The organism is Sphingomonas sp. Leaf38 (genome assembly GCF_001421825.1).
Taxonomy (GTDB): Bacteria; Pseudomonadota; Alphaproteobacteria; order Sphingomonadales; family Sphingomonadaceae; genus Sphingomonas.
In genome coordinates this window covers 44,304-67,930 of sequence record NZ_LMLD01000012.1, presented here as the reverse complement: position 1 = coordinate 67,930, position 23,627 = coordinate 44,304, and the positions used below count along the sequence as shown (strand labels likewise).

At 65.2% G+C, this 23,627-nt stretch carries 23 protein-coding genes and 1 tRNA gene; 10 read left to right on the top strand and 14 right to left on the bottom strand.

Translation table 11 applies throughout. From position 1 onward, the window contains the following. Window positions 1-10: 10 nt before the first annotated feature. The 9 genes from lptG to ASE88_RS15810 all read right to left on the bottom strand — a co-directional run bounded on the left by lptG (window position 11) and on the right by ASE88_RS15810 (window position 10,178). Window positions 11-1,111, bottom strand: a complete 1,101-nt coding sequence (lptG, locus tag ASE88_RS15850; RefSeq protein WP_056479793.1) for an LPS export ABC transporter permease LptG — start codon at window positions 1,109-1,111, stop codon at window positions 11-13. Next, window positions 1,108-2,301 carry an LPS export ABC transporter permease LptF gene (lptF, locus tag ASE88_RS15845; RefSeq protein ID WP_200910274.1) on the bottom strand — a complete coding sequence of 398 codons (1,194 nt, stop codon included), beginning with the start codon at window positions 2,299-2,301 and terminating at the stop codon, window positions 1,108-1,110. Before lptF ends, lptG begins: the two co-directional genes overlap by 4 nt. 89 nt (window positions 2,302-2,390) lie before the next feature. After that, a complete protein-coding gene (locus ASE88_RS15840) occupies window positions 2,391-4,343 on the bottom strand; it encodes an ATP-binding protein (protein ID WP_056479790.1) in 1,953 nt (650 codons plus the stop codon). A gap of 167 nt (window positions 4,344-4,510) precedes the next feature. Beyond that, a complete protein-coding gene (gene spt / locus ASE88_RS15835) occupies window positions 4,511-5,773 on the bottom strand; it encodes a serine palmitoyltransferase (RefSeq protein ID WP_056479787.1) in 1,263 nt (420 codons plus the stop codon). Window positions 5,774-5,893: 120 nt separating this feature from the next. Beyond that, entirely contained in the window at window positions 5,894-6,139 is a 246-nt protein-coding gene (locus tag ASE88_RS15830) for an acyl carrier protein (protein WP_055880859.1), read from the bottom strand. 58 nt (window positions 6,140-6,197) lie between these two features. Further along, the gene (locus ASE88_RS15825) at window positions 6,198-7,109 is read right to left on the bottom strand and encodes an NAD-dependent epimerase/dehydratase family protein (protein WP_055880856.1); all 912 of its coding nucleotides are present in this window, start codon (window positions 7,107-7,109) and stop codon (window positions 6,198-6,200) included. 106 nt (window positions 7,110-7,215) lie between these two features. After that, window positions 7,216-8,316 carry a glutamate 5-kinase gene (gene proB, locus ASE88_RS15820; RefSeq protein ID WP_056479784.1) on the bottom strand — a complete coding sequence of 367 codons (1,101 nt, stop codon included), beginning with the start codon at window positions 8,314-8,316 and terminating at the stop codon, window positions 7,216-7,218. Between the two features lie 148 nt (window positions 8,317-8,464). Beyond that, entirely contained in the window at window positions 8,465-9,511 is a 1,047-nt protein-coding gene (obgE, locus tag ASE88_RS15815; protein WP_055880849.1) for a GTPase ObgE, read from the bottom strand. Window positions 9,512-9,578: 67 nt separating this feature from the next. Next, window positions 9,579-10,178, bottom strand: coding sequence for a TetR/AcrR family transcriptional regulator (locus tag ASE88_RS15810; RefSeq protein WP_082463480.1), 600 nt, complete (start codon window positions 10,176-10,178; stop codon window positions 9,579-9,581). A 63-nt stretch (window positions 10,179-10,241) separates the two neighbouring features. Here ASE88_RS15810 and ASE88_RS15805 point away from each other — a divergent pair, with 63 nt between their 5' ends. Next, entirely contained in the window at window positions 10,242-11,111 is an 870-nt protein-coding gene (locus ASE88_RS15805; RefSeq protein ID WP_082466606.1) for a metal-dependent hydrolase, read from the top strand. A gap of 272 nt (window positions 11,112-11,383) precedes the next feature. On the opposite strand, the gene ASE88_RS15800 is transcribed toward ASE88_RS15805, so the two are convergent. The 4 genes from ASE88_RS15800 to hspQ all read right to left on the bottom strand — a co-directional run bounded on the left by ASE88_RS15800 (window position 11,384) and on the right by hspQ (window position 13,425). Continuing rightward, entirely contained in the window at window positions 11,384-11,929 is a 546-nt protein-coding gene (locus ASE88_RS15800; protein WP_235525889.1) for a GNAT family N-acetyltransferase, read from the bottom strand. Window positions 11,930-12,104: 175 nt separating this feature from the next. Continuing rightward, window positions 12,105-12,407: a 50S ribosomal protein L27 gene (gene rpmA / locus ASE88_RS15795; RefSeq protein ID WP_056479778.1), complete on the bottom strand. Its 303-nt coding sequence runs from the start codon at window positions 12,405-12,407 to the stop codon at window positions 12,105-12,107. 13 nt (window positions 12,408-12,420) lie between these two features. Continuing rightward, window positions 12,421-12,768, bottom strand: coding sequence for a 50S ribosomal protein L21 (rplU, locus tag ASE88_RS15790; RefSeq protein ID WP_055880834.1), 348 nt, complete (start codon window positions 12,766-12,768; stop codon window positions 12,421-12,423). Between the two features lie 261 nt (window positions 12,769-13,029). Next, window positions 13,030-13,425, bottom strand: coding sequence for a heat shock protein HspQ (hspQ, locus tag ASE88_RS15785; protein ID WP_055882303.1), 396 nt, complete (start codon window positions 13,423-13,425; stop codon window positions 13,030-13,032). Window positions 13,426-13,580: 155 nt separating this feature from the next. On the opposite strand from hspQ, the gene ASE88_RS15780 reads away from it, so the two are divergent. The 4 genes from ASE88_RS15780 (at window position 13,581) to ASE88_RS15765 (ending at window position 18,092) form a co-directional block, all read left to right on the top strand. Further along, window positions 13,581-13,670: transfer RNA gene (locus ASE88_RS15780), tRNA-Ser, on the top strand. A 1,593-nt stretch (window positions 13,671-15,263) separates the two neighbouring features. Then, window positions 15,264-15,497, top strand: coding sequence for a hypothetical protein (locus ASE88_RS15775; RefSeq protein WP_156357067.1), 234 nt, complete (start codon window positions 15,264-15,266; stop codon window positions 15,495-15,497). Between the two features lie 32 nt (window positions 15,498-15,529). Next, a complete protein-coding gene (locus ASE88_RS15770) occupies window positions 15,530-17,455 on the top strand; it encodes a BCCT family transporter (protein WP_082466605.1) in 1,926 nt (641 codons plus the stop codon). Between the two features lie 58 nt (window positions 17,456-17,513). Further along, a complete protein-coding gene (locus ASE88_RS15765) occupies window positions 17,514-18,092 on the top strand; it encodes a Na+/H+ antiporter NhaA (protein WP_268795227.1) in 579 nt (192 codons plus the stop codon). Window positions 18,093-18,136: 44 nt separating this feature from the next. Here ASE88_RS15765 and ASE88_RS15760 read toward each other — a convergent pair whose 3' ends face one another. Then, a complete protein-coding gene (locus tag ASE88_RS15760; protein ID WP_235527978.1) occupies window positions 18,137-19,129 on the bottom strand; it encodes a potassium channel family protein in 993 nt (330 codons plus the stop codon). Window positions 19,130-19,269: 140 nt separating this feature from the next. Between ASE88_RS15760 and ASE88_RS19010 the strand changes: the two genes are divergently transcribed. The 5 genes from ASE88_RS19010 (at window position 19,270) to ASE88_RS15730 (ending at window position 23,606) form a co-directional block, all read left to right on the top strand. Further along, the gene (locus tag ASE88_RS19010) at window positions 19,270-19,782 is read left to right on the top strand and encodes an SLC13 family permease (RefSeq protein ID WP_235527977.1); all 513 of its coding nucleotides are present in this window, start codon (window positions 19,270-19,272) and stop codon (window positions 19,780-19,782) included. A 251-nt stretch (window positions 19,783-20,033) separates the two neighbouring features. Then, complete coding sequence (locus ASE88_RS15745) at window positions 20,034-21,596, top strand: DUF389 domain-containing protein (protein WP_055880807.1); 1,563 nt, start codon at window positions 20,034-20,036, stop codon at window positions 21,594-21,596. Further along, window positions 21,593-21,802 carry a hypothetical protein gene (locus tag ASE88_RS15740; RefSeq protein ID WP_055880804.1) on the top strand — a complete coding sequence of 70 codons (210 nt, stop codon included), beginning with the start codon at window positions 21,593-21,595 and terminating at the stop codon, window positions 21,800-21,802. Before ASE88_RS15745 ends, ASE88_RS15740 begins: the two co-directional genes overlap by 4 nt. Further along, window positions 21,799-23,202 (top strand): DUF2254 domain-containing protein, encoded by a 1,404-nt coding sequence (locus ASE88_RS15735; RefSeq protein WP_056479756.1) that lies wholly within the window; start codon window positions 21,799-21,801, stop codon window positions 23,200-23,202. Before ASE88_RS15740 ends, ASE88_RS15735 begins: the two co-directional genes overlap by 4 nt. Then, a complete protein-coding gene (locus ASE88_RS15730) occupies window positions 23,199-23,606 on the top strand; it encodes a hypothetical protein (RefSeq protein ID WP_055880799.1) in 408 nt (135 codons plus the stop codon). The genes ASE88_RS15735 and ASE88_RS15730 overlap by 4 nt, the downstream gene beginning before the upstream one ends. Window positions 23,607-23,627 lie beyond the last annotated feature (21 nt).

Below are 23,627 nucleotides of genomic sequence, written 5' to 3'. Positions count from 1 at the left end.
AAAAGCTGGATTATTCCTCGGAGCGGATCAACACCGCTTCGCCGATCAACAAGAACAGCAGGAACGGCGCCCACGCGGCGAGGAACGGCGGGTAGGCGCCGAGATTGCCCATCGCGAGCGCGAAATTGTCCGCGACGAAGAACGCGAAGCCCAGCGCCATGCCGATCACCGCGCGGACGAACAGCTTGCCCGATCGCGCGATACCGAAGGCAGCGACCGCGCCGAGCAGCGGCATCAGCACCGATGAGAGCGGCCCCGACAGCTTGTGCCACAGTGAACCCTCGAGCGCCTTGGTAGGCCGGCCAGCGTCGGACAGGTCGGCGATCGCGGCCTTGAGCGCGCCGAACGACAGCCCGTCCGCATCGACGCTCGCCAACGTGAACTGATCGGGTCGAACATCCTTGCCGATCACCACGGAGCCGAGCTTGGTATCGGTGCCGCGTGCGACGTCGAACCGAGTCGCAGGGCCGACCAGCCAGCCGCCGGCGGGGGCGCGCTTGCCATGATCGGCGCGCAGGATCGCTACGAGGTTACCGCCGGTCCGATCGTACAGCGTGATCCCGCCAAGCCGGGTCGCGTCACCGCGGCCTCGGATCTGCGCCACCTCGATCAGGTCGTCACCGTCGCGCACCCACACATTGGCGCGGTCGCCGCGATCGATCGGCAGCTTGCCATAATTCACCTTCTGCCACTGGTTCAGCGTCGCGGTCGCGCGCGCCACCACCCGGTCGTTGAAGACGAAGCTGATCACCGCGACGCCGAGGCTGGCGACCAGCAGCGGCGCGAGCACCTGGTGCGCGGACAGGCCCGACCCCTTCAGCGCGACGATCTCGCTGTTCTGGTTCATCGTGATCAGCGTCAGGATCGTGCCGAGCAGCACCGAGAAGGGCAGGAAGCGCGAGACGATCTGCGGCACGCGCAGCGATACATATTGCCACACCTGCGCATCGCCATTGCCCGGGAAGGCGAGGATGTCGCCCGACTCGCTCAACAGGTCGAGCGCCTGGAGGACGAGCACGAGCGCGGCCAGCACGGCGAACGTCCGCAACAGGAACATCCGGCCCATGTAGATCGCGACCGTGCGCGACGGGAAGAAGCTGACGGTTTTCATGCGGCCTTGCTCTTGCGGAAGCCCGGAATGCGTTTCGTGATGGCCTTGAACGTCTTCGAGAAGACGCGTTCGAGCGCACCGATCGGCTGGCCGCCCGGGACATAGGCGATCGTGTAGTACATCCACAGGATCAACCCGGCGAAGATCGTGAACGGCACCCACAAGGCAATGATCGGGTCGATTCGGCCAAGTTCGCCGACATCGGCGGCGTACTGGTTCACCTTGTGATAGGTGACGATCATCACGATCGACAGGAACACGCCGAGCGCGGACGACGAGCGCTTGGGCGGGACTCCGAGTGCGAGCGCGAGCAGCGGCAACAGGAACATCGTCGCGACTTCGGCGAGGCGGAAATGGAATTCGGAGCGGCTGCCGTCGCGCTGCTCGAGCGTCGCGCCGCGTTGGCCCTGCTTTGCGAGTTCGGGCAGCGTGTATTCGAGATTGCGCCCGCCGCGGACTCGGAAGCTCTCGAACTTGGGCAGGTTGATCGGCAGATCGTGGCTGGTGAAGGTGAGCACGCGCGGCGTCTTGAACTCGGGTCGGTTGTGGACGAGCGTGCCGTTGGCGAGCCGGAAGATGATGACGTTGGGATCGTCGGTCGCCAGGAACTTGCCCTTCTCCGCGGTCACGCCCAGCCAGTCGCCAGTCTGGCTCTGCGCATGGACGAAGATGCCCGACAGCTCGCGGCCCTTGTCCTTGCTCTCCTCGATCCGCAGGGTCATCTTGCTGCCGAGATTGGTGAACTCGCCGACCTTGATCGACGCGCCGAGCGCCCCCGTGCGCAGCTCGAACCGGAGCCCCTCGTAATAATAGCGCGCGATCGGCTGGACATAGCCGACGATCGCGAGGTTCAGCAGCGCCAGCGCGATCGTGTACATATAGGGCACGCGCAGCAGCCGGTTGTAGCTCATGCCGACGCCGCGCAGCACGTCGAGCTCGGACGAGGTCGACAGCCGGCGGAAGGCAAGCAAAATGCCGAGCATCAGCCCGATCGGGATGCCTAGCCCCAGATATTCGGGCAGCAGATTGGCGAGCATCCGCCACACGACGCTGATCGGCCCGCCCTGCGTCGCGACGAAATTGAACAGCCCGAGCATGCGATCGAGCACGAACAGCATGACCGCGATCAGCAGCGTCGAGAACAGCGGCACCGCGATCAGCCGGGCCATGTAGCGGTCGATGGATTTCATGCGCGGATAGGGCTCGGTATGCTGGGTCGCGCGGGTATAGGGGGGCGGGGGCAAAGCGTCATCCCCAATCGCATCGGCTTAGTGAACGATCATTCAGCGGCGATCCGGTCGCGCGCCATCGGGCGATCCGTGGCCAGCGCCGTCATGACCGCGCGCTCCAGCGCCATGAGCGTGAACGGCTTGCGCAAGACCTCGTGCCCACCGAACTGCGCGACGTTCACTTCGCCGGCGAACCCGGTGACGAACAGCACTGCGACATGCGGGTAGAGCGGGGCAAGCGCGGCGATCATCTCGGGGCCGGTCTGGCGTGGCATCAGCACGTCGGAGATGATCAGCCCGATCGACGGATTCTCCGCCAGCAGGGCAGGGGCGGCAAGCGGATCATCGCACGCGATCGGGTGATGTCCGATCTCCTCCAGCGCGCCGGTCGTCGCCGCCAGCACGCGCGGATCGTCCTCGACGACCAGGATATGCAACAGGTCGGGCGTCGTCGGTGCGGCCGGCTCGGCTGTCGCGACCAAGGCGGTCGATAGCGGAACGGCGGGCAGTGCTGCGGCGCGCGGAAAATAGAGCGTGACCGCCGTGCCTTCGCCCGGCGCGGAGACGATGCCTACCTCGCCCTGCAACTGCTGGACGAGCGCAAAAATCTGGCTCAGGCCAAGCCCGGTCCCCTTGCCGACTTCCTTGGTAGTGAAGAACGGCTCGAACACGCGCTCGGCGATGTCGGGGGCCATGCCACAACCGTCGTCATCGACCCTGATCGTCACATAGTCGCCCGCCGCACACCGTCCGACCTGCTCTGCGAGCAATGTCGTCGTGCCGGTAGAGACCGTCAGCGTGCCACGGCCGTTCATCGCATCGCGCGCGTTGACCGCAAGGTTAAGGACCGCATTCTCAAGCTGGACACGGTCGGCGCGGATGCAGCCGCCGACGGCATCGTCGCGGACGATGACCGTGATCGCATCGCCGAGTGTGCGATCGAGCAGGTCGGACATGCCGCAGACTAGCGCGGCAGCGTCGATCGTCTCGGTTTTCAACGACTCCTCGCGGCTGAAGGCGAGCAGGCGGCGGGTCAGCGCTGCCGCCCGGTTCGCGCCCTCGGTCGCGCTGTCGATGTGGCGGCGCGCCGTGACAGGATCGACCGCGACACAGCGGCGCGCAAGTTCGAGCCCTCCGAGCACCACCGCCAGCATGTTGTTGAAGTCGTGCGCGATGCCACCCGTGAGCTGGCCGACGGCCTCCATCTTCTGGATCTGCCGCAGCTTGGCTTCCTGCACGCGCAGTTCGGCGGTGGCGGTGGCGACCGCGGCGGTCAGTTCGTCGGCGCGCTCGCGTTCGAGCTCGGCATCGGCCTGCGCGACCGCGCGATCACCGACCGCCCGGATCGTGAGCCAGCCGAGCATCAACGCGCCCAGCACGATCAGCACGCCGAACACCGCGAGCACCCCCGCGATCCAGCTGGAGCGTTCGACCGAGCCCATTGCCGCCGCCGTCCGGTCGTCGAGCAGCGCACGTTCGCGGGCGATCAGCGTGTCGAGCGTGGTGTTGATCTCGGTGAGCGTCGGCGCTTTGCGCCCCTGGTAATAGCGCGCGAGCGCCTGGCCGTTCTTGCCATAGCTCGTGTTGAGCGCGGTCAGCGACAGCTCGCGGCCGCGTGCGTCGTATGCGGCGCGCAGCCGGTCGATCCGCGGTTGCTGCTCGGCATTGTCGTTGGTGACCTGGTCGAGCCGGTCGATCTGCGTGCCCGCCAGCAGCCATTCGTCGAAGTACAGCTGGCCGAGCTGCTTGTCGCCGCTGATGACATAGCGGCCGAGCGACGCCTCGGACCGCGCGATCGTCCCTGACAGCGTGCGGGCGAGGATCATCACGTCATAGCTGTGCGCCTGCAATTCGAGCGCGCGATCGCGCTGGCGGTTGGCGTTGCCCAGCGTGACGATGAGCGCGACGAGAACCGCCGCGCCAAGCAGCCCCATCGCGACGAGCATGACGATCCGCCATGTCGTTCCGTCACCTGACGTCGCGGTTCTGGCCTCGCTTCGCATCACGCGTACATCCTAGCGAGTCGTTGCCACCGCGCAATGATTTCGATTTCGGGGGGAGGGTGACTGGTTCCTCCGGGGTGGAGATGACCCAAAGCCGCCGCCATCCTGACCAAAGCCAGGATGACGAGGTCCCGGTACGAAACTTACCCCCCGCCCGTTAGCTGGGCTTAGTCGATCACGCCGACCGCGCGGCCCGCAGCCTCGAACATCGTGAGGATCTTCGCGACCTGCGCGTCGGTGTGCTCCGCGCACAGCGAGCAGCGTAGCAGGAACGTGCCGGCGGGCGTTGCGGGCGGGCGCGCCATGTTCACGTAGAGACCGCCCTCGAGCAGCGACTGCCAGATCGCGATCGCCTGTTCCTGGTCGGTCAGGATGATCGCGATGATCGCCGAATCGGACGTCTCGGTGCCGAGCTTGAAGCCCATCGCCTTGAGACCGGCATGCATCGCCCGTGCGTTCTTCCAGAGTTGCGCGCGCTTGTCATGCGCGGTCATCAGCTTGCGGATCGAGGTGGCGGCGGTGGCGACGACCGACGGCGGCAGCGAGGCGGTAAAGATGTAGGGACGGCAGGCGAAGCGGACCATCTCGAACTTGGGATGGTTCGACACGACGAACCCGCCGACCGTGCCGACCGACTTCGAGAAGGTGCCGACGACGAAATCGACTTGGTCGGTCAGCCCCATCTCCTCGTACACGCCGCGGCCATTGGGGCCGAAAAAGCCCATCGAATGCGCCTCGTCGACCAAAACCATGCAGCCATGCTTCTTGGCGACCGCGACCATTTCCTTCAGCGGCGCGATGTCGCCGAGCATCGAATAGACGCCTTCGAGCACCACCAGCTTGCCGGCTTCCTTGGGCAGGCGGCCGAGCCGTTTGTCGAGATCGGTGACGTCGTTGTGGCGGAAGCGGACGATCTCGGCATTGCCCTGCTTGCAGCCGTCGTAGATCGAGGCGTGGCTGTCCGCGTCGAGGATGACGTATTCGCCCTTGCCCGCGAGCGTCGAGATGATCCCGAGATTGGCCATGTAGCCGGTCGAGAACACGATCGCGCCGGTCATGTCGTAGAAGTCGCGCAGGGCTTGCTCGACGTCGATATGGTCGTGGAACGTGCCGTTGAGCATGCGGCTGCCGTTGGTGCCCGACCCGAACTTATCGAGCGCGTCCTTGCCGGCCTGGATGACGTCCGGGTCGAACGTCATGCCCATGTAGTTGTAGGTGCCGAGCAGGATTGTATCCTTGCCGCGGATCACCGCCTGCGTGGGCGACTTCACCTCGTCCATCACGATCGTGAACGGGTTGCGCACGCCGGACCGTACCAGCGCCTCGCGTTCGGCGATGAGGCCGTCGAACTTCGACATCAGGTCGCGTTCGGGGGCGACCTCGGCGATGTCGAGGGGGAGGGCGTGGGCGGTGGTGGCGGCTTCGGTCATGTTCGGTTCCAGATCAGGACGGTATCGCCCCCTGCCGTTCGCCCTGAGCGAAGTCGAAGGGCCTTGGTACCATGTGCTTCGACTTCGCTCAGTACGAACGGGTGGGGGGTATGGGCGTGCTCAGGCGGCCTTAAGCTTCGCGACCGCGTCGACCAGCTGGCCGACGGTTTCGATCTCGGCCTGCATGTTCATCGTGATGATGATGTCGAATTCGTCCTCGATCGCGGCGACGAAATCCATGACGGTAAGGCTGTCCCATTCGAGATCGCCCTGGAACGTCGTCGCATCGGTGAGCGCGACGCCCTTCTTGTTGAAGGGCTCGATCTGCGCGGTGACGGTGTCGTAGATCTGCTGACGGTCGCTCATGATAATCCCTTCGGTGTCGCCAGCATCCCTGACAGGGAATTGCGGCGGCTTTTCGGCGCTATAGCAGCCCCGCGGCGCGATACCATGCGGCGGTTTGCGCCAGCGCTTGGCGGGTCGGGACGCTGGGAGTCCACAGCGCAGGCGGGGGTGGCTTGTGCGAGACCCAGTCGGGGTGGCAGAAATAGCTGACACGGTCGCGCGTCAGCTTTGCCTTGCGGCGCCGGACGAGCCGGTCGGCGGCGGACGCAAGCTTCAACAGGGGGCGGGGTGTCGAGAAGACCTTGACCGGCTTGCCCACCGCCCCGTTCACGGCCGTGCCGATCGCGAGCGCGAAGTCACGGTTGTCCCACCCGTTCGGCACCCCGTCGTCGGGTTCCATGATCGCCGGTGTATCGGCACTCTCGGCGAGCGCGAGCAGCAGCGCGGTCAGGTCCTCGACATACAGCAACGAGACGCGCGTGCCCTTGGGGGGCATAGGCACATAGCCCGATCGCGCAGCCTTGAAGACGTCGAGCAGGTCGTGATCGCGCGGGCCGAAGATCGCGGGCGGGCGGACGATCGTCCAGTCCAGCGCGGATATCTGCACGCGCGTTTCCGCCTCTGCCTTCGACCAGCCGTAATTCGACAGTGCCGGCTCGCGCGCGGCGAGCGAGGAGACGTGGACGAAGCGGCGGATGCCGGCATGCTTCGTCGCCTGGAGGATCCCTTCGGTACCGGCGACATTGCCGTCGGCAAACCCCGCGCGGTCGGCGGCGTTGACCACGCCGGCGACGTGGATCACCGCATCGGCGCCTTCTACCAGCGTAGCGAGGCTCTTTGGACGATCGAGCGCGCCCTCGACCCACGTCACGCCGATGCGCTTGGCCTGCGGCTTGCGGGCGAGCGCGCGGACGGTATGGCCGGTCTCCAGCGCGTGGTCGATCAGGTGGCTGCCGACGAACCCGGTGCCGCCGGTGATTGCGAGGATCATGACCGTGCTCTCGAGGTAGCTGTCCGCCAGATCGAAGCTTGTTCACCCGCGAAGGCCGGTACCCAGACGGGGCACCGGCCTTCGCGGGTGAACGTTGCGCGGCTGGTCATACCAGCGCCAGGTGATTGCGGTGTACCAACGCGGATCTTGGAGCGTACCCCAGGATCGCCGCATGATCGTCACTATGGCGACCGAGCAGACGCACAGTATCTGCCGCGTCATACTCGGCAAGCCCGCGCGCGATCGTACCCGCAGGTCCCTCGATCGTCACCAGATCGCCGCGCGTGAAACCGCCGTCGATCCGGGTCGCGCCGGCCGCGAGCAAACTCCGGCCCTGGCCGAGCGCTGCCGCAGCACCCGCATCGACATGGATCGCCCCCTTCGCGGTCAGCCCACCCGCCAGCCAGGCTTTCCGCGCAGACGCCGTGCGCTCGGCGGTGAACATCGTGTGGCGGGCAGGGGTCGACAGCGGGTGCGCGATCCGACCCGACGCGATCGCCAGCGGGATGCCCGCCCCGGTCGCGATCCGCGCGGCGGCGATCTTCGAGGCCATGCCGCCCGATCCCATCCCCGAGCCCGATCCGTCGTCCGCCATGCCCGCGACCGCGTCGATCCGGGGGACGGTGGCTATATGAGTCGCGGACGGATCGGTGTGCGGGTTGGCGGTATAGAGTCCGTCTACGTCGGAGAGCAGGATCACGCCCTGCGCGCCCGCCGCCTGCGCGACGCGCGCGGCGAGGCGGTCATTGTCGCCGAAGCGGATCTCCTCGGTCGCGACGCTGTCATTCTCGTTGATGACGGGGACGACCTTGAGCGACAGCAGGCGGTTGAGCGTGGCGGCGGCGTTGAGGTAGCGGCGGCGGTCTTCGAGATCGTCGAGCGTGACGAGCATCTGCGCGGCGTTGAGCCCCTGCGCCGCGAGCAGTTCGGCCCAGACCTGGCTCAGCGCGATCTGGCCGGTCGCGGCGGCGGCCTGCGCGTCCTCGAGACTCGCGCGTCCACCCTTCGACAGGCCGAGTCGGCGCGCGCCCAATGCGATAGCGCCGGACGATACGATCGCGATCTGTTGGCCCTCAGCGGTGCGCCCGGTGATGTCGGCGACGAGGCCCGTAAGCCAGTCGCGTCGAACGCTGCCGTCGGGATCGACGAGCAGCGCCGAGCCGATCTTCACGATCAGCCGCGCGCAAGACGACGGTGGAAACATCATGCGTTCCCCTCCCGCTTGCGGGAGCGGTTAGGGGAGGGGAGGGCATGACCTGTCATCGAGAAAGCCCTCCCCCGACCCCTCCCGCAAGCGGGAGGGGAGAAATTCGGAGCAGACCCACTTCCCAAAGGGGAGAGGGCTAAGAAGGCCCCTACAGCGGCGACCATGCGACCGGGACTTCGCCCTCTTCGAGGTCCTTCGCCGCGCCCGGCGCCGGGCCGATCGCGCCGATCAGCTTGTCGAGCACCGCCTCGATCCCCGCACCGCTCGCGCCCGAGATCGCCATCACCTCGGCGCCGCTGGCTTCCGCCAGCTCCGCCGACAGCGCCGCGATCAGCTCGGCATCGAGCATGTCGATCTTGTTGAGCGCGACGATGACGTTCTTGTCGGTCAGCCCCTCGCCGTAATTCGCCAGCTCGTCGCGCACGATCCGGTACGATTCGGCGACGTCCGCGTCGTTTGCGTCGACCAGATGCAGCAACACCCGGCACCGCTCGATATGTCCGAGAAACCGGTCGCCGATGCCGGCACCCTCGGCCGCGCCCTGGATCAGGCCCGGAATATCCGCGACCACGAACTCGCGCTGCTTGTGACGCACCACGCCCAGCTGCGGCCGCGTGGTCGTGAAGGCGTATTCGCCGACCTTGGCCTGCGCGTTGGTCACCTGGTTGATGAAGGTCGACTTGCCCGCGTTCGGCAGCCCGACGAGACCCGCATCCGCGAGCAGCTTCAGTCGCAGCCAGACCCACGCCTCGCCATAGGGCCAGCCGGTGCCGTGCTGGCGCGGGGTGCGGTTGGTCGAGGTCTTGTAGCTGGCGTTACCGCGCCCGCCGTCGCCGCCGCGGAACAGCACTTCGCGCTGGCCGACCTGCGTGAAGTCGATCAGCACCTCTTCCTTGTCCTCCGACAGCACCTGCGTGCCGAGCGGGACGCGGATCACGAGGTCCTCGCCGCCCGCGCCGGTGCGGTTCGAGCCCGAGCCGCCCGAGCCGCGCGGCGCGCGGAAATGCTGCGTGTAGCGGAAGTCGATCAGCGTGTTCAGGCCGGCGATGCACTCGAACACGATGTCGCCGCCCTTGCCGCCATTGCCGCCATCGGGGCCGCCATATTCGATATATTTCTCGCGGCGGAAGCTGACGGCACCGGGGCCGCCCTCACCCGAACGAACGTAGATCTTGGCTTGGTCTAGAAAATGCATCGCCGCCCCATAGCGAAATTGGCGAAAATCGCCAGTGTCTGCGATTCGGGTTCCCGGGCCGGGTTGCTCAGGCCGATGGGCCGGCGGCGGCGTCCTTGCTCGCGAGCAGTGCGTCGAGTGCGAGTTCGCGCGCTCTCGACGCGGGCAGGCCCAGCGCGCGGGCCATCGGCGCCCCCATCAGCGCGTCGCCGAGCGCCATCAGCACCAGCGTCAACGTCTGGTCCTGGATCGGCTGGTCGCCGGGCATGTCACCCTCGGCGAGTTCGTCGACCAGATCGTGGATCGCGGTGAGAATCGGGTCGAGCGCGTCGGTATTGCCCGACAGGATCATCCAGCTCGCCAGCGCGCCCGCGCCGCCCTTGCCGAACGCGTCGAACGTCATCTCGACGACTTCGCGCGGATCGAGCTCGCCAGCACGCACGCGCAGCACCGCGGCGCCGATCGTGCCGACGATGTCCGCCGCCATCCGCGTGATCAGTGCGGTGTGCAGCGCCTCCGCCGAGCCGAAATGGTGGAGCAGATTAGCATGCGTTCGCCCGACCCGGCCTGCCACCGCCTTCAAGGTGACGGCGCTGGGGCCGCTTTCGACAAGCAGCGCACGCGCGGCTTCCACGGCGGCGTCACGCGATTCGGTGGGGGAGAGGCGCTTGCGCGGTGTTGACGTCACGGACCGGGAAACCTATTTACATCAATGTAAGTAACGAATGTTGATCCCTGTTTGGAGGTTTCCGTGGCGAAAGCAACCACGCCGGCCGATCTGACGATTACCCCGCGCGACCGGCGCTTCGGTCGGGGCGCGATGATTCGTCGCTGGTGGCTGAACGACGATCCGATCGCGACCGCGTTCTACAACGCGCTGTCGGTGACGTTTCCCAAGGGCGAAGGCTATTTCGTCGATAGCGTGCGCAAGTTCCGCGACGACACGCCGCCCAAGCTGACCGCCGAGATCAACGCCTTCATCAAGCAGGAGGTGATCCACACGCGCGAGCATGTCGCGTTCAACCGCCATGTGACCGACCAAGGCTATGACGTCGCGCCGTTGATGGCGGATGTCGATGCACAGTTGGCGATCACCAAGGACAAGCCCGCGATCGCGAGTCTCGCGGCGACCACCGCGCTCGAGCATTTTACCGCGATGCTCGCGCACGAACTGATCGCCAACCCGAGGCATCTCGCGGGCGGCGACGAACAGGCGGCGGCATTGTGGCGCTGGCATGCGGCGGAGGAGATCGAGCACAAGGGCGTCGCCTACGACACTTGGCTGCATGCGACTCGCGATTGGCCGCGGCTGCTGCGATGGCGGATCAAGTCGCGGGTGATGCTGATCACGACGTGGCGCTTCTTCACCGGGCGTGCGCGTGGGATGGCTGAACTGCTGCGGCAGGATGGCCTGACCGGGCCGCGGGTTTGGGCGCGGATGGCGTGGTATGCGTTTGGCAATCCGGGAATGGCGCGCAAGGTTGCAGGCGTCTGGGCGGCGTATTTCCTGCCGGGTTTCCACCCCTGGAAGCATGACGACCGCGCGCTGATCGGGTTGGCCGAAAGCGAATATGAGGCGGCGGTGCTGCCTGTGGCGAAGCGAGTGGCGGCGGTGGCGTGACGCGGTCCGTCATCCCGACCACATCCTAGGTCACCCGCGAAGGCGGGAGCCCAGAATCGCAACCGGCACCGACCGCGACTCCTGACCCCCGCCGTCGCGGGGGAACCGCGGAGATGAGCCGCACCGTCGCCAGATGTACCACCCCGGCGGAGGCCGGGGCCCAGCTGGAAAGGGTCTGGTAACGGAGCATTGAGCTCCGTCAGCAACGTTCCCCAATTGGGCCCCGGCCTTCGCCGGGATAGTGGGTCATATTCTAAGGGCTGCCGCGCGATTCACGCCGCCATCGGCATCGGCGCGCATCGATCCTCATCGAGATCCAGCTCGAACATCACTGCAGGCGCCTCGCCACCGCGCCCGCGCGAGGTCCGCGGCTCGATCCGGCCCGTTGGCCGGAACCCGAGCTTTGCCAGCACGCGCCCCGATGCCGGGTTGTCGACGAAGTGAAACGCATCCAGCCGCCGCAATCCCAGCGCATGTCGGGCCATCGCCACCACTGCCTCCCCAGCCTCGGTCGCATAGCCGCGACCCCAGGCGTCCGGCGCCAGCCAATAACCGAGCTCATGGCCCGTCTTCGCCGCCCGGATGGCGATCCCGCCGACGAGTCGTGGCGTACCGGCGTCCATCGTCTCGATCATAAAATGCGGATCGTGCGCGCCGCGCGGCTGCGCCAGGAACGCCTCGGCATCGCCCAGCGTATAGGGCCAGGGCGCACGCGCCAGCTTGGCGATCACCGATTCGTGGCCGATCGCCCGCGCCAATGCAGGCGCATCTTCCGGCCAGCCCGGCCGCAACGTCAGTCTCTTGGTGCGCGCGAACACGGCTCTCTCCTTCACGCATCGCGCCTGACGCCCTGCCATGTCCGGATGACAGGGCAGCGACAGGCGAGGGGGAGGGAGCAATAAAAAAGGGAGCCGGGGTGACCCGCCTCCCTTGTTCAGGTTCGCTTTCGCGACCCGGGTCACCCTGGTGGGCAACCCGGATGGTTACCCGATGTTATTCGGCTGCTGCTGCCATGTCGGCACCGTCTTGACCGGCGTCGTTCGCTGCCATCTCGACCGAGCAGAACTTGCGCCCAAGTTTGCCCTGGCTGAACACGACGCGACCATCGACCAGCGCGAACAGCGTGTGGTCCGTGCCGATGCCGACGTTCGTGCCCGGGTAGAACTTCGTCCCGCGCTGACGCACGAGGATGTTGCCGGCGACGCACGCCTGGCCACCGAACTTCTTGACGCCGAGGCGACGACCGGCCGAATCGCGACCGTTGCGCGAAGAGCCGCCTGCTTTCTTATGTGCCATCTGAAGCTACTCCTTATGCCTGAGCGGCCGGGGCGGTGTCGCCCTGGTTGCTCTTGGCGGTCTGGCCACCAACGCTGACGATCTTCAGGATCGTGTGCTGCTGGCGATGGCCGTTCTTGCGACGATAGTTGTGACGACGACGCTTCTTGAAGACGATGACCTTGTCCGCCTTCGCCTGCGCGATGATCTCTGCGGCGACGGTGAAACCCTCGACCGAGCGCAGCTCCGAGCCTTCGCCCGCCAGCAGCACATCACCCAGCGTCACCGACGCACCTGCATCGCCCTCGATCTTCTCGACGACGATCTTATCTCCGGCGGCGACGCGATACTGCTTGCCGCCCGTGCGCACGACTGCGAACATGGCCCTTGTCACTTTCCAAATACATGTGCCCCACGAACGCAGGGTCCGCCGGGAGAAGCCGGGCAGCTAAGCGAGGGGGGCGGCGTTGTCAACCGCGAACGGGCGCGGCACGACGGTTTAGGAGCAAGGAAACGATGCGCTTCGCCACGCGCCGGACCTGGTCCGCAAGCAATGGCGTCGCGAATCAGCATGGCGTCGCGCATCACTAGCGACGATGGACGCCGGACCATCACGCCCCGCTGGCAAGGGAGGTGATTCGCCTCAGTGGCGGTGGACCTGCCGCAACGCGTATCGCCCGTCCGCATAGTCGCTGAACAACCCCGAGATCGCGGGATGATCGACGGGCTCGTCGCTATCGTCGGGGACCAGATTCTGCTGGCTGACATAGGCGACGTAGCTCGACTCCATGTTCTCCGCGAGCAGATGGTAGAAGGGCTGGTCCTTGCGCGGGCGAATGTCCTCGGGGATCGCCGCATACCATTCGTCGCTGTTCGCAAACACCGGATCAACATCGAAGATCACGCCGCGGAAATCGAACAGGCGGTGCCGCACCACGTCGCCGATCGAAAAACTTGCGTGCGAGATCGGCGGCGCGACCACCTCGACGGGGATAAGCGGGCTGGTGATGTCGTGAGCGATACTGTCGTGTCGGGGCATATCCGTCAATTTAGGGTCTGTTTTGCGCTGCACAAGGAAAACGCGTCAGGCGGTGCGTGTGAGGCCAAAATCCGCTTGCGTCCCCGGGGGCACTTCATTAGAGGCCGCGCTTCGACCGATCGGAGGCGCTGTTCGCAGAGCTTCGGATGACCTGCGGAGAGGTGGCAGAGTGGTCGAACGTACCGCACTCGAAATGCGGCGTACCCGCGAGGGTACCGTGGGTTCGAATCCCACCCTCTCCGCCACTACTGTCCTAAGTGATTGTTCCCCCTCAACTCTCTCGCAAATCGTCGCTTTTCACCGTCCGGGTGTTACGAAGCGATGCTACAAAATGCGATTGATGGCCCGTGTCCGAACAACCAGTGATGGGGGAGGCGAATCGTCGTCCCAGCCGGGCTTCGATCGACGATCGGCAAAACGAACCTCACGCAGGGCCTTGAGCGGCTTCCAAAAGCTGAGGTTAATCGTCGCGCAGGCCCAGTAATCGAACGATTCCAAGCCCAGATTGCGCGGGCGAGCGGAGGGTCAGGCGATGAGCCAGCGGACGGGGACACGGCTCCTCGTGCAACCGCGTCTCACAGCGCATCGGTTATCGTCAGGCCGACGCTGATGGCATTATTTGACGGCTATGTTCGAGAGCGGCAGCCGTCACCGGCCACGATCAAACGGTGGCGGCCCGTGATCGCCAATCTGGCTCACCATCTAGGTCATAATGAAGCCCCGCGGGTCAGCGCCGATGACACCGTAGATTGGAAAGAGGCGCTTATGGACCATGGCGTAAGCGGTCGAACCATCCGGGGAACTCTATCTGGCGGCGGCGAAAGTTATGTTCCCTTGGGCTGTCGAGAACCGCAAGCTGGCAACGAACCCGGCGACGGGATTTTTAGTTTGCGTTCCAAAGCGCGTCCGGTCTCGGGGGCCGAGCTTCACCGCAATGGAGGTGCGCACCATTCTGTCTGGGTCGCTTGTCATGGATCAGGGGCGCGTCAGCCCCGAGCATGCACTGGCTCGACGATGGATACCTTGGATGTGCGCCTATAGCGGTGCGCGTGTCGGCGAAATCGCCCAGATGCGCGGGTCCGACATTGTCGAGATAGAAGGAGTGTGGGCAATGCGTATCACTCCGGAGGCCGGGTCAACGAAGAACGGGCACAGCGGGATCGTCGCTCTGCACCCGCACCTACTGGAGCAGGGTCTGCTGACGATTGCCCGCCGAGCCGGGGTAAGCCGATCATCTATGACCCCGAGCGGACGCGCGGAGGTTTGGCTGGAAACGCGCACCATAAGAAGGTCGGCGAGCGGTTGGCCGGATAGGTGCGCGATTTGGGGGTGGACGACCCTCACGTCCAACCGAACCATGGCTGAAGGCACCTGTTCAAAACGTTAGCCCGTCGAGCGGGGATCGCGCCGGAGGTGCGACATGCTATTCAAGGGGACGTGCCGCGTAGCGTAGGCGAGGCCTATGCCGAATGGCCAATCGATGTCCGCGCGCAGGCTATCCGCTTCTTGCCGAGATTTGATGTGGGATAGGCGATCCCTGAAGTCGTCCCCGCAGGCGGGAACGAGTGTCAGTTTATAGCACCCAGACGTTGAAAAAGCGACGATGTGCGAGAGAGTTGAGGGCGAACAATCACTCGGGAAAGTAATGGCGGAGAGCGTGGGAAGCCCTGCTCCAAGCCCGATCTCTCTGCGTCACGTGCGATTTCAAGGTGGGCGGATAGCAGATTGTCGCGCTGGAAGTGCTGCTTGCTGCCGTCATCTCAAGCGGCATCTCGCATGAATGCCCGGTCGTATCGGAAACGACCGGTTTCGATACTATGTGTGAGGAGGTCGTGCTGATGCAGTCCGACATTCACAGCATGTTCGATGCCGGATGCGATTTCCTGGCTCCTGTCTGTCACCACGGCAACACGCTGGTGATAGGGCCGGACCGCTATCGATTCGGCGATTACCGAAGGCTGGGTCTGCTGCTGTCGATCCGCGTCATCGTATTCAGGACGCCGTCGATCGCGTGGATCGCTCCGCGGACAGCGGGCACAGCTTACGATGATGTCTCTCTTCCCATTGATTAGCCATCGTCGGCAGCCGGCGTTAAATGGCCGGAATGATGAAGAGCCAAATCAATCCGCGCGTGTTTTGGGGTGCGTCCGCCATCATTGCCTTGCTCCTGGCGACGACGCTCGCGATGCCGGGTACCGCAGACGCCGCTTTCAAGGCGGCGCAAAGTTGGGCGATCGACACCTTTGGATGGTTCTACGTTGCATCGGTGGCCGTATTCCTGGTGGTGGTGCTCACACTGGGTTTCGGGCCGGCAGGTAAGCTGAAGCTCGGGCCGGATGATTCCGAACCCGATTTCCCGTATCTGTCATGGCTTGCGATGCTCTTCGCCGCAGGCATGGGCATTGGGCTCATGTATTTCGCCGTGGCCGAACCTATCCAGCATTACATCAAGCCCCCAGAGGCCGAGAGCGGCACCATTCTGGCCGCGCGCGAGGCGATGGCAATCACCTTTCACCATTACGGTGTTCATGCCTGGGCTATCTATGCCCTGGTAGGGCTTAGCCTGGCCTATTTCACCTATCGGAAGGGCATGCCGCTGACGTTGCGGTCTGGCTTGTTGCCGATCCTGGGCAAACGCATCAACGGTCCGCTGGGGGACGCAATCGACATCTTCGCGGTGTGCGGGACGGTCTTCGGCGTCTCGACCTCCCTCGGCTTCGGCGTCTCCCAGATGACCGCGGGCCTCGCTTATAACTACGGCCTGCCCGATACGATCACGACCAAGGTCATCGTGATCGTGCTCGTCATGGGGGCTGCCACGATGTCGGTGCTGAGTGGCGCAGACCGCGGCATCCGGCGCCTGTCAGAACTCAATCTAACGGTCGCCGTGCTGCTAATGCTGTTCGTTATGGCGGTCGGCCCGACGCTGTTTCTGCTGCGTGCGCTGGTGCAGAACTTCGGCCTGTACCTCGACCATTTCGTGATGCGCACCTTTACCCTGTACGCCTACGAACCACGCGCGTGGATGGCGGACTGGACATTGTTCTACTGGGCGTGGTGGATCGCATGGTCGCCATTCGTCGGCATGTTCATCGCCCGTATTTCGCGCGGGCGGACGATCCGTGAGTTCGTCATCGGCGTCCTGTTCGTCCCCACCGCCTTCACGTTCCTGTGGATGACCGTCTTCGGCAACACTGCCATTTCGCTAGATCTGGGCCCTGCGGCAGGCGGGATCGCAGATGCGGTGCAGGCGGACCTGTCCACGGCCCTGTTCAAGTTTCTCGAATATCTGCCGGCCGCAGGCGTTACCTCCACACTCGCGATCGCACTGGTTGCAATCTTCTTCATCACCTCTGCGGATTCGGGAGCACTGGTGATCGACACGCTGGCATCTGGGGGTGCCGAGGACACGCCGCGCTGGCAGCGCGTCTATTGGTGTGTTCTACTGGGCGTCACGGCTACGTTGTTGCTGGTGGCGGGGGGACTTGGCGCGCTGCAAGCCGCGACGCTGCTCGCAGCGCTGCCATTCTGTTTCATCATGCTGCTGCTGGCGGTCGGCCTCGTTCGCCAGACCAACGCCGATCTGGCCGGCATAACGCTGGCGGACGACGCGCCTGCGGTTAGCGAACGGATCAAGCGACTGCTCGTCCCGGCCCGTCGTACCGACATCATCGAACAGCTGGCGCGTAACGGGGAACCGGCGATCAGGTCGGTATATGACGCTATGCAGGTAGAGGGCTGGACGACCAATGAACTAGCGGTTGAGGAGGGCCTGATCGTGCTAACGGTCGGCACTGGCGGTGACAATTCATTCGTCTACCGTCTGGCGCCACGAGCCCGACCTCTTGCAGCCTATACCGCATTGGAGGCGTCGGAAGCCCGCCGCACCATGGCTTGGACGTTGGCAGCGCAGACGAATAGCGGAACCCGGTTTCGCGACCTGACCGGCTTCTCTTCTGATCAAATCGTCAGCGACGTGCTAACCCAACTGGAACGATGGCGTCTTGCTGGAACCACAGGCGCTCGATGATGCCGTGAGTTAATGAGGCGCTGCCTCCCGCAAAAGCTGAACGGTCATTGCTGGAAAGGTGCGTAGCCAAAGGCTTACGCCCGATTGCGCTAATCACAGCGTAACATGCCTTGGCGTCGCACGGCTTTTGGCCGTACTCGTGCTAACGCTGCTTTTGTGGATCGCGGTATGGATGTCCGGTATCGACGCGACGGTCGCCGGCGAGCTGGCCGCCCGCCTGGACCCGATCCGCAAGCCACACGGCGCGCCCGATGCGAAGAATTCGCCGCTGCATCCGCTCAAGCATGGCTTGCAACCCAGGTTGGCGTTCGTGATCGTGCCGATCATCGGGTTTGCGAATGCCGGAGTTGCACTTGGTGGCGTGGGCGCGGGCAGGCTGATGATGCCGTTGCCCGCCGGCGTCGCGGCCGGGTTGTTCATCAGCAGACAGGTTGGTGTGCGCGGCGCGGTCTTGGGTGCCACAAAGCCAGGCCGGGCATCCCGTCCGCGCTGGGCATCATGGGGGCAGCCCTATGACGCCGCGCCGTCGTGCGGGATCGGCTTTACGATGAGCCTTTTCAAAGGCGGCCTCGCTTTTGCCTATCCCATGTCGGTTGACGAGGTGAAGATCGGCGCGCTCGCGGGCTCGATCCTATAGGCGCTGGCCGGCTATACCGCCCGGCGGATCGCCGCCAGCAAACCTTAACGCCCTGTTGGCACTACCTCGATGATCCGGTCGCCGGCTTCCAGCACGGCGACTTGCGGCTGCCAGAAACCGTAGCGCTGGTCGCCGCGATAGATACGCAGGCCGAGGCCGGTAGCAATCTTTGATAGCGGCTGGCCGATCTCGTGCGGTGCGACCGCGCGTTCGTGCAGCGACACCGCGCCGTGGAGCCCGGCCAGGTCCATCATATAGTCGGCCAGATGCGGACCGCTGGTCGAGCCGGCGAGCAGCAATCCTGCGAAGCTGGCCGGGTTGATGACGGTATTGGCACCCGCCTGAGTCGCGAGCGCCTCATTATCCTCCGACCGGATGACGACGCTGATCGGCAGGTCGGCGGCAAGACGCCGTGCGGTCAGCACGATCAGGATCGACGTATCGTCACGCCCCGCGGCGACGATCAGCGCGCTCGCGCGGGCGATCTTTACCGCCTCCAGAGTCGCGTTGCGCGTGGCGTCACCGGCCAGCACGACGACGCCATCAGCCTCGGCTTTGTCGAGTGCATCGGCGCGTGGGTCGATCACGACGATCTCACCGGGCTTGCGATCCCGCCGTATGAGTTCGGCTACCGCTTCCATGCCGCTGGTGCCGTGACCGGCGACGATGACGTGACCGTGAAGGTCGCGTTGCAGGACGCGCATGCGCCACTTCTCCCAAACCTGCTTGAAAACGAAGTTATACGCGGTGCCGAGAAAGATCAGCCACACGAACAGACGGACCGGCGTCACCACGAACGTATCGAACAGTCGCGCCCGGTCGGTGACGGGCACGATGTCGCCATAGCCGACCGTGGTGACGGTGATCATCGTGAAATAGACGACATCGATCAGGCTCACATGGCCGTCGCTGTTGTCGCGCAGGCCTTCCCGGTCGAACCAGTGGACCGCCAGCGCCACCCCGATCAGCGCGAGCGCGAGCAGGATGCGCCATGACAGCGCGAGCCACACGGGTGTCCGGCTGCGTTGACGCAACATCGGTAGAAGCTCTGTAGATTTCCGGTTTCGGGGCGGCATGAATGCAGGTTTAGCGCGTATCGAAGCGTTGGACAGCCATCTGTCTTCCTGCCAGCAACGGCAAAACAGGTGCGCAGGCGAGTGACGTGGTCGATAATCTGGTGGCGATAGTCGCTGCGCATCAGCCGATGCTGGGCCTCGCCTTCGTGGCCGCGCTCTTGATCGCGTTTGCGACCGGGCGGTTTCCGCCGGTGACGATCGCGGTGTTCGGTGCGGGCGTGATGATCGCGCTGGGTTGGCTCACCCCCAAGCTCGTCACTGCGGCCTTTGCCAATTCCGCCCCTATCACGATCGCGGCGTTCTTCGTTCTCTCGGGCGCACTCGTTCGCCCCGGCACGATCGAGGCGCTAGCCAGCGTTATCGTTCGCCGAGCGGCAAAAGCGCCGAGACGGACCGTTGCTGAAATGCTGGCAGGGGCTGCGATCGCGCCGGCCTTCATCAACAATACCCCGGTCGTGATCGTGCTGATCCCGCATGTGTGGCGCCTCGCGAAAACAGTGGGTATCCCGGCGACACGGCTGCTCATTTCACTGTCCTACCTGTCCATCCTGGGCGGCACGATGACGCTGATCGGTACCTCGACCAACCTGCTCGTCGATGGCGTGGCGCGCTAACGGGCAGGCTGCTTTCGGCATCTTCGAGATCACCGGGGTCGGGCTAGCCGCCATGCTGGCCGGCGTGCTGACGATGCTCGTGCTGGGGCCAAAGCTCCTCCCGGCACGGCCTGACAACGAGATAGCAGATCGGCATCACCTCGATCGTCACAGCGCAAGGGATGGCCCGCTGGGGCGACCCCGCCGGGTCCGCGCCGGAAAGAGCCGTCGGAAGGTGACGGAGCGCCACCCGCGGGGCATAAGCCCAACGAATGAATGATTTGGCCGCTGCACGATCCGACCTGACCAACCGATTGGCGCGCCTCGCGCTGTATCGCTGGTGGCGACGATCGGTTGTGGGCCGGGTCGATCATGAAACGGTAATCGCGCGGATCGTCGAAGATAGCGGATGGTCGCCGCGCTACGCGTTCATGACGATGATGTCGGCGGGTATCGCCGTGCTCGGTCTGCTGCTGTCTTCGCCAGCCGTAGTCATCGGCGCGATGCTGATCTCGCCGTTAATGAGCCCTATTCTCGGCTTCGGTTTCAGCCTCGCGCTCTTCGATTTCGGCGAGCTGCGTCGGTCTTTGAAGGCCTTGGCGCTGGGCGCTGTCGCAGCGATTGCGTTCACCGCGCTGATCGTCACCATCTCGCCGCTTCAGGCGCCTACCGCGGAGATCGTCGCGCGGACCAGACCCAATTTGTTCGATCTTGCGGTTGCGCTTTTTGCAGCGCTTGCCGGAAGTTTTGCGATCATCCGCGGTCGCGGCGAGACGATCGTCGGTGTCGCGATCGCCACCGCGCTGATGCCGCCACTCGCGGTCGTCGGCTACGGCATCGCAACGCGCAATATGCCCGTGGGGGCAGGGGCGTTCGCGCTGTTCGTCACCAATTTTATCACCATCGCGTTGTCGGCGACCGCGATGGCGCGCTTCTATGGGTTCGGCCATCACCTGTCCCGGCGGCAAAGCTGGATGCAGACGATCGTCTTGCTCTTCGTCTTCGTCGCGATGGCAGTTCCGCTTGGCATATCGCTGAACACGATCGGACGTGAGGCGGTGGCGGTCTCGCAGGCGCGCTCCCTGCTGACGGCCAAGTTCGGCGACGAAGCCCGCGTCACGCAGCTCGATCTCGATTTTGCCGCCCAGCCGCTGGTCGTACGGGCCGTGGTGATTACCCCGCGTGGTAAGATGCAGAAGACGCCGATGATCCAGGCGGCGCTGATCGAGACGCTTGGCCGCCCCGTCCGGCTCGATCTCGATCAGATCCTGCTCGAGCCGGGGGCAGGAGCATTGGAGGCACAACGCGAAGAGCTTCGTCAGGCGGGCGATACCCCCAGTCCCGAAGCGCAGCGCATAAGGTCTCTAGCCAAGATGATTGCCCTGGTGACGGGTATCGCGTCCGACGAGGTCACGATCGATCGTGACCATCGCCGCGCTACCGCGTCGGCCGCGGCGTTACCCGGAGCGACTGTTGCGACCTATCGTACGCTCGAGGCACGCGCGGCGGCAGAGACCGAAGGCTGGTCGGTCGTGATCGTACCGCCGCAGGGGCCGCTGCCCGAGATCGCGTTTGCCGACAATGTGGACGCGCTGGACGATGCGGCCCGCGCCGGCGTCGCGACGTCGATCTGGGCGGCACGGCGCTGGAACATGCCGGCGCTTGGCGTGCCGGGCCTTCCGGAGGGGCAGGCGCCGGCGGCACCGAGCCTTCCCCAGCGCAGGGCGCTTGCGATCGCGACGCTGATGCGCACGCAGGGCCTCACCCCCGTTCCAGCCCCGCCTGCCGGCCAGCGTTTCGCGCTCGTCACCGGCGTGACGGCGCCTGCGCAATGATCGGCGGTCTCGCGCTCACGCCGTTCGCTGCCGCCGCGATCCGGATCGTACTCGCTGCGGCCCTCGCGCTGGGTCTTCCCGATGGTCCGGCACGGTCGGTCATTCTCGCGGCGACGTATAGCGTCGTCCTCTTCTGCGTTATCGGCCAGGGCGGCACCATCAAGCGCGTCCTCGAACGTCTGACAGCCAAGGAAACGACCCGATGAGGGCACGATTGCTCCGTCTCGCCCACCAGTTGCGCGAGAGCTACTGGTTCGTCCCCACGGTGATGGCAGTCGGCGCCCTGCTGCTCGCGGCCGGTATGGTGTGGCTGGACAGTCATCATGCGACGCAGTGGATGGACCGGCTGCCGTGGCTCTATGCCGCACGCCCCGACGGCGCGCGCAGCCTGTTGTCGTCGATCGGCGGGTCGATGATCGGGGTCGCCGGCACGACCTTCTCGGTAACGATCGCCGCCGTCGTCTACGCATCGGGACAATATGGCCCGCGGCTGTTGAGCAACTTCATGTCGGACCGGGGCAACCAGGTGACGCTCGGCACCTTCATCGCGACCTTTCTCTATTCACTGGTCGTGGTGCGGACGATCCGGTCACCGGGTGAGGCCGCGGGGGAGGCGGCGTTCGTGCCGCAGCTGGCGGTGCTGGTCGGCGTGCTCCTCGTATTGTGCTCGATCGCGGTGCTGATCTACTTCATCCACCACGTTCCCAGCCGTATCCACATCAACAGCGTGATCGAACGTATCGGCGATAGTCTGTTAAAGGAAATCGACGAGCGATTTCCCGTGTTCGTCGGCAAGGCGCTAGACCAGCGCGACGACGACCGTATCCCCGACGCGTTCCGCCCCGACGCCAGCACCACTGCGATCGAGCGCCGGGCTGGTATCCGTGCCAAGCATACCGGCTATATCCAGCTGATCGACGAGGACGCGCTGATCTGCGCCGCGCGTGAAAGCAAGCTGGTCTTGCGGCTGCAATATCAGTCCGGCGACTTCGTGCATCGCGGCAGCATTCTGGTCGAGGCGTGGCCCGGCGACGCGCTCGAGGATGAAGCACAGACCGCTCTACGCGCCGCCTTTGCGATCGGATCGCGGCGAACAGGCATGCAGGACCTGCGCTTCCTGATCGACGAACTGGTCGAGATCGCGGCGCGCGCGCTGTCGCCGGGCGTCAACGACCCGTTTACTGCCAACTCCTGTCTCGACTGGCTGGGGGCGGCGCTGTCCGATCTCGCACGGCGCGACCTGCCGTCGCGGCTGCGCGCCGATGACGACGGGGAGCTGCGGGTCATCGCGCATCCGCTGACCTTTGCCGGGTTCATCGACCGGGGGTTCGGCGCGCTGGCGCAATATGCGTCCGCCGACATGATCGCGGGCAAGCGTTTCCTCGCCGCGCTAGGGGACGTCGCGCTGAGCTGTGGCGCCGCATCGCGGGTTGCGATCCTCGCCAAGCAGGCCAGCCAGTTCCGCGACCTCGCCGATGGCGCGCTGAAGGGCTCGAACCGCGATGCCGTTCTCGACCGCGCGGACGAGTTGCTGCGCGCACTCGCCCAACCCGATTACAGACGCCGGCTTCGCGACAGCCAGGCTTGGCTGGGAGGTACTGCATGATCGTCGCCATTGCACTGGTCGTCGCCCTGATCGTCACGCTGGCGCTGACCTTCGGCACGTTCGCACGGAGCGACGGATGGCGCGCGACCGTAACCCCGCTCGCGTCGATCATCGGCTCCGGGTTCCTGATCTGCGGCCCGTTGCTCGCGCGCGAATTCGGCAGCGCCGCGATCCTTGCGATGGCGACGCTGCTTGCGATTGCCTACGCCGCAGGCTGGGTCATCCGGTTCAACATCGTTCACGTCGAAAATCACCTTGCGAACGCGCCGTTCAACGATCCCATCGCCTGGATCGCGCGGATCACCCAAGGCGTGCTCGCGCTCGCCTATGCGGTGTCGGTCGCCTATTACCTGAAGCTTCTCGCCGAATTCTCGCTGAAGCCGGTGTCGATCGACCCGGCGTAGCAGCCAGTTGCCGCCAACATC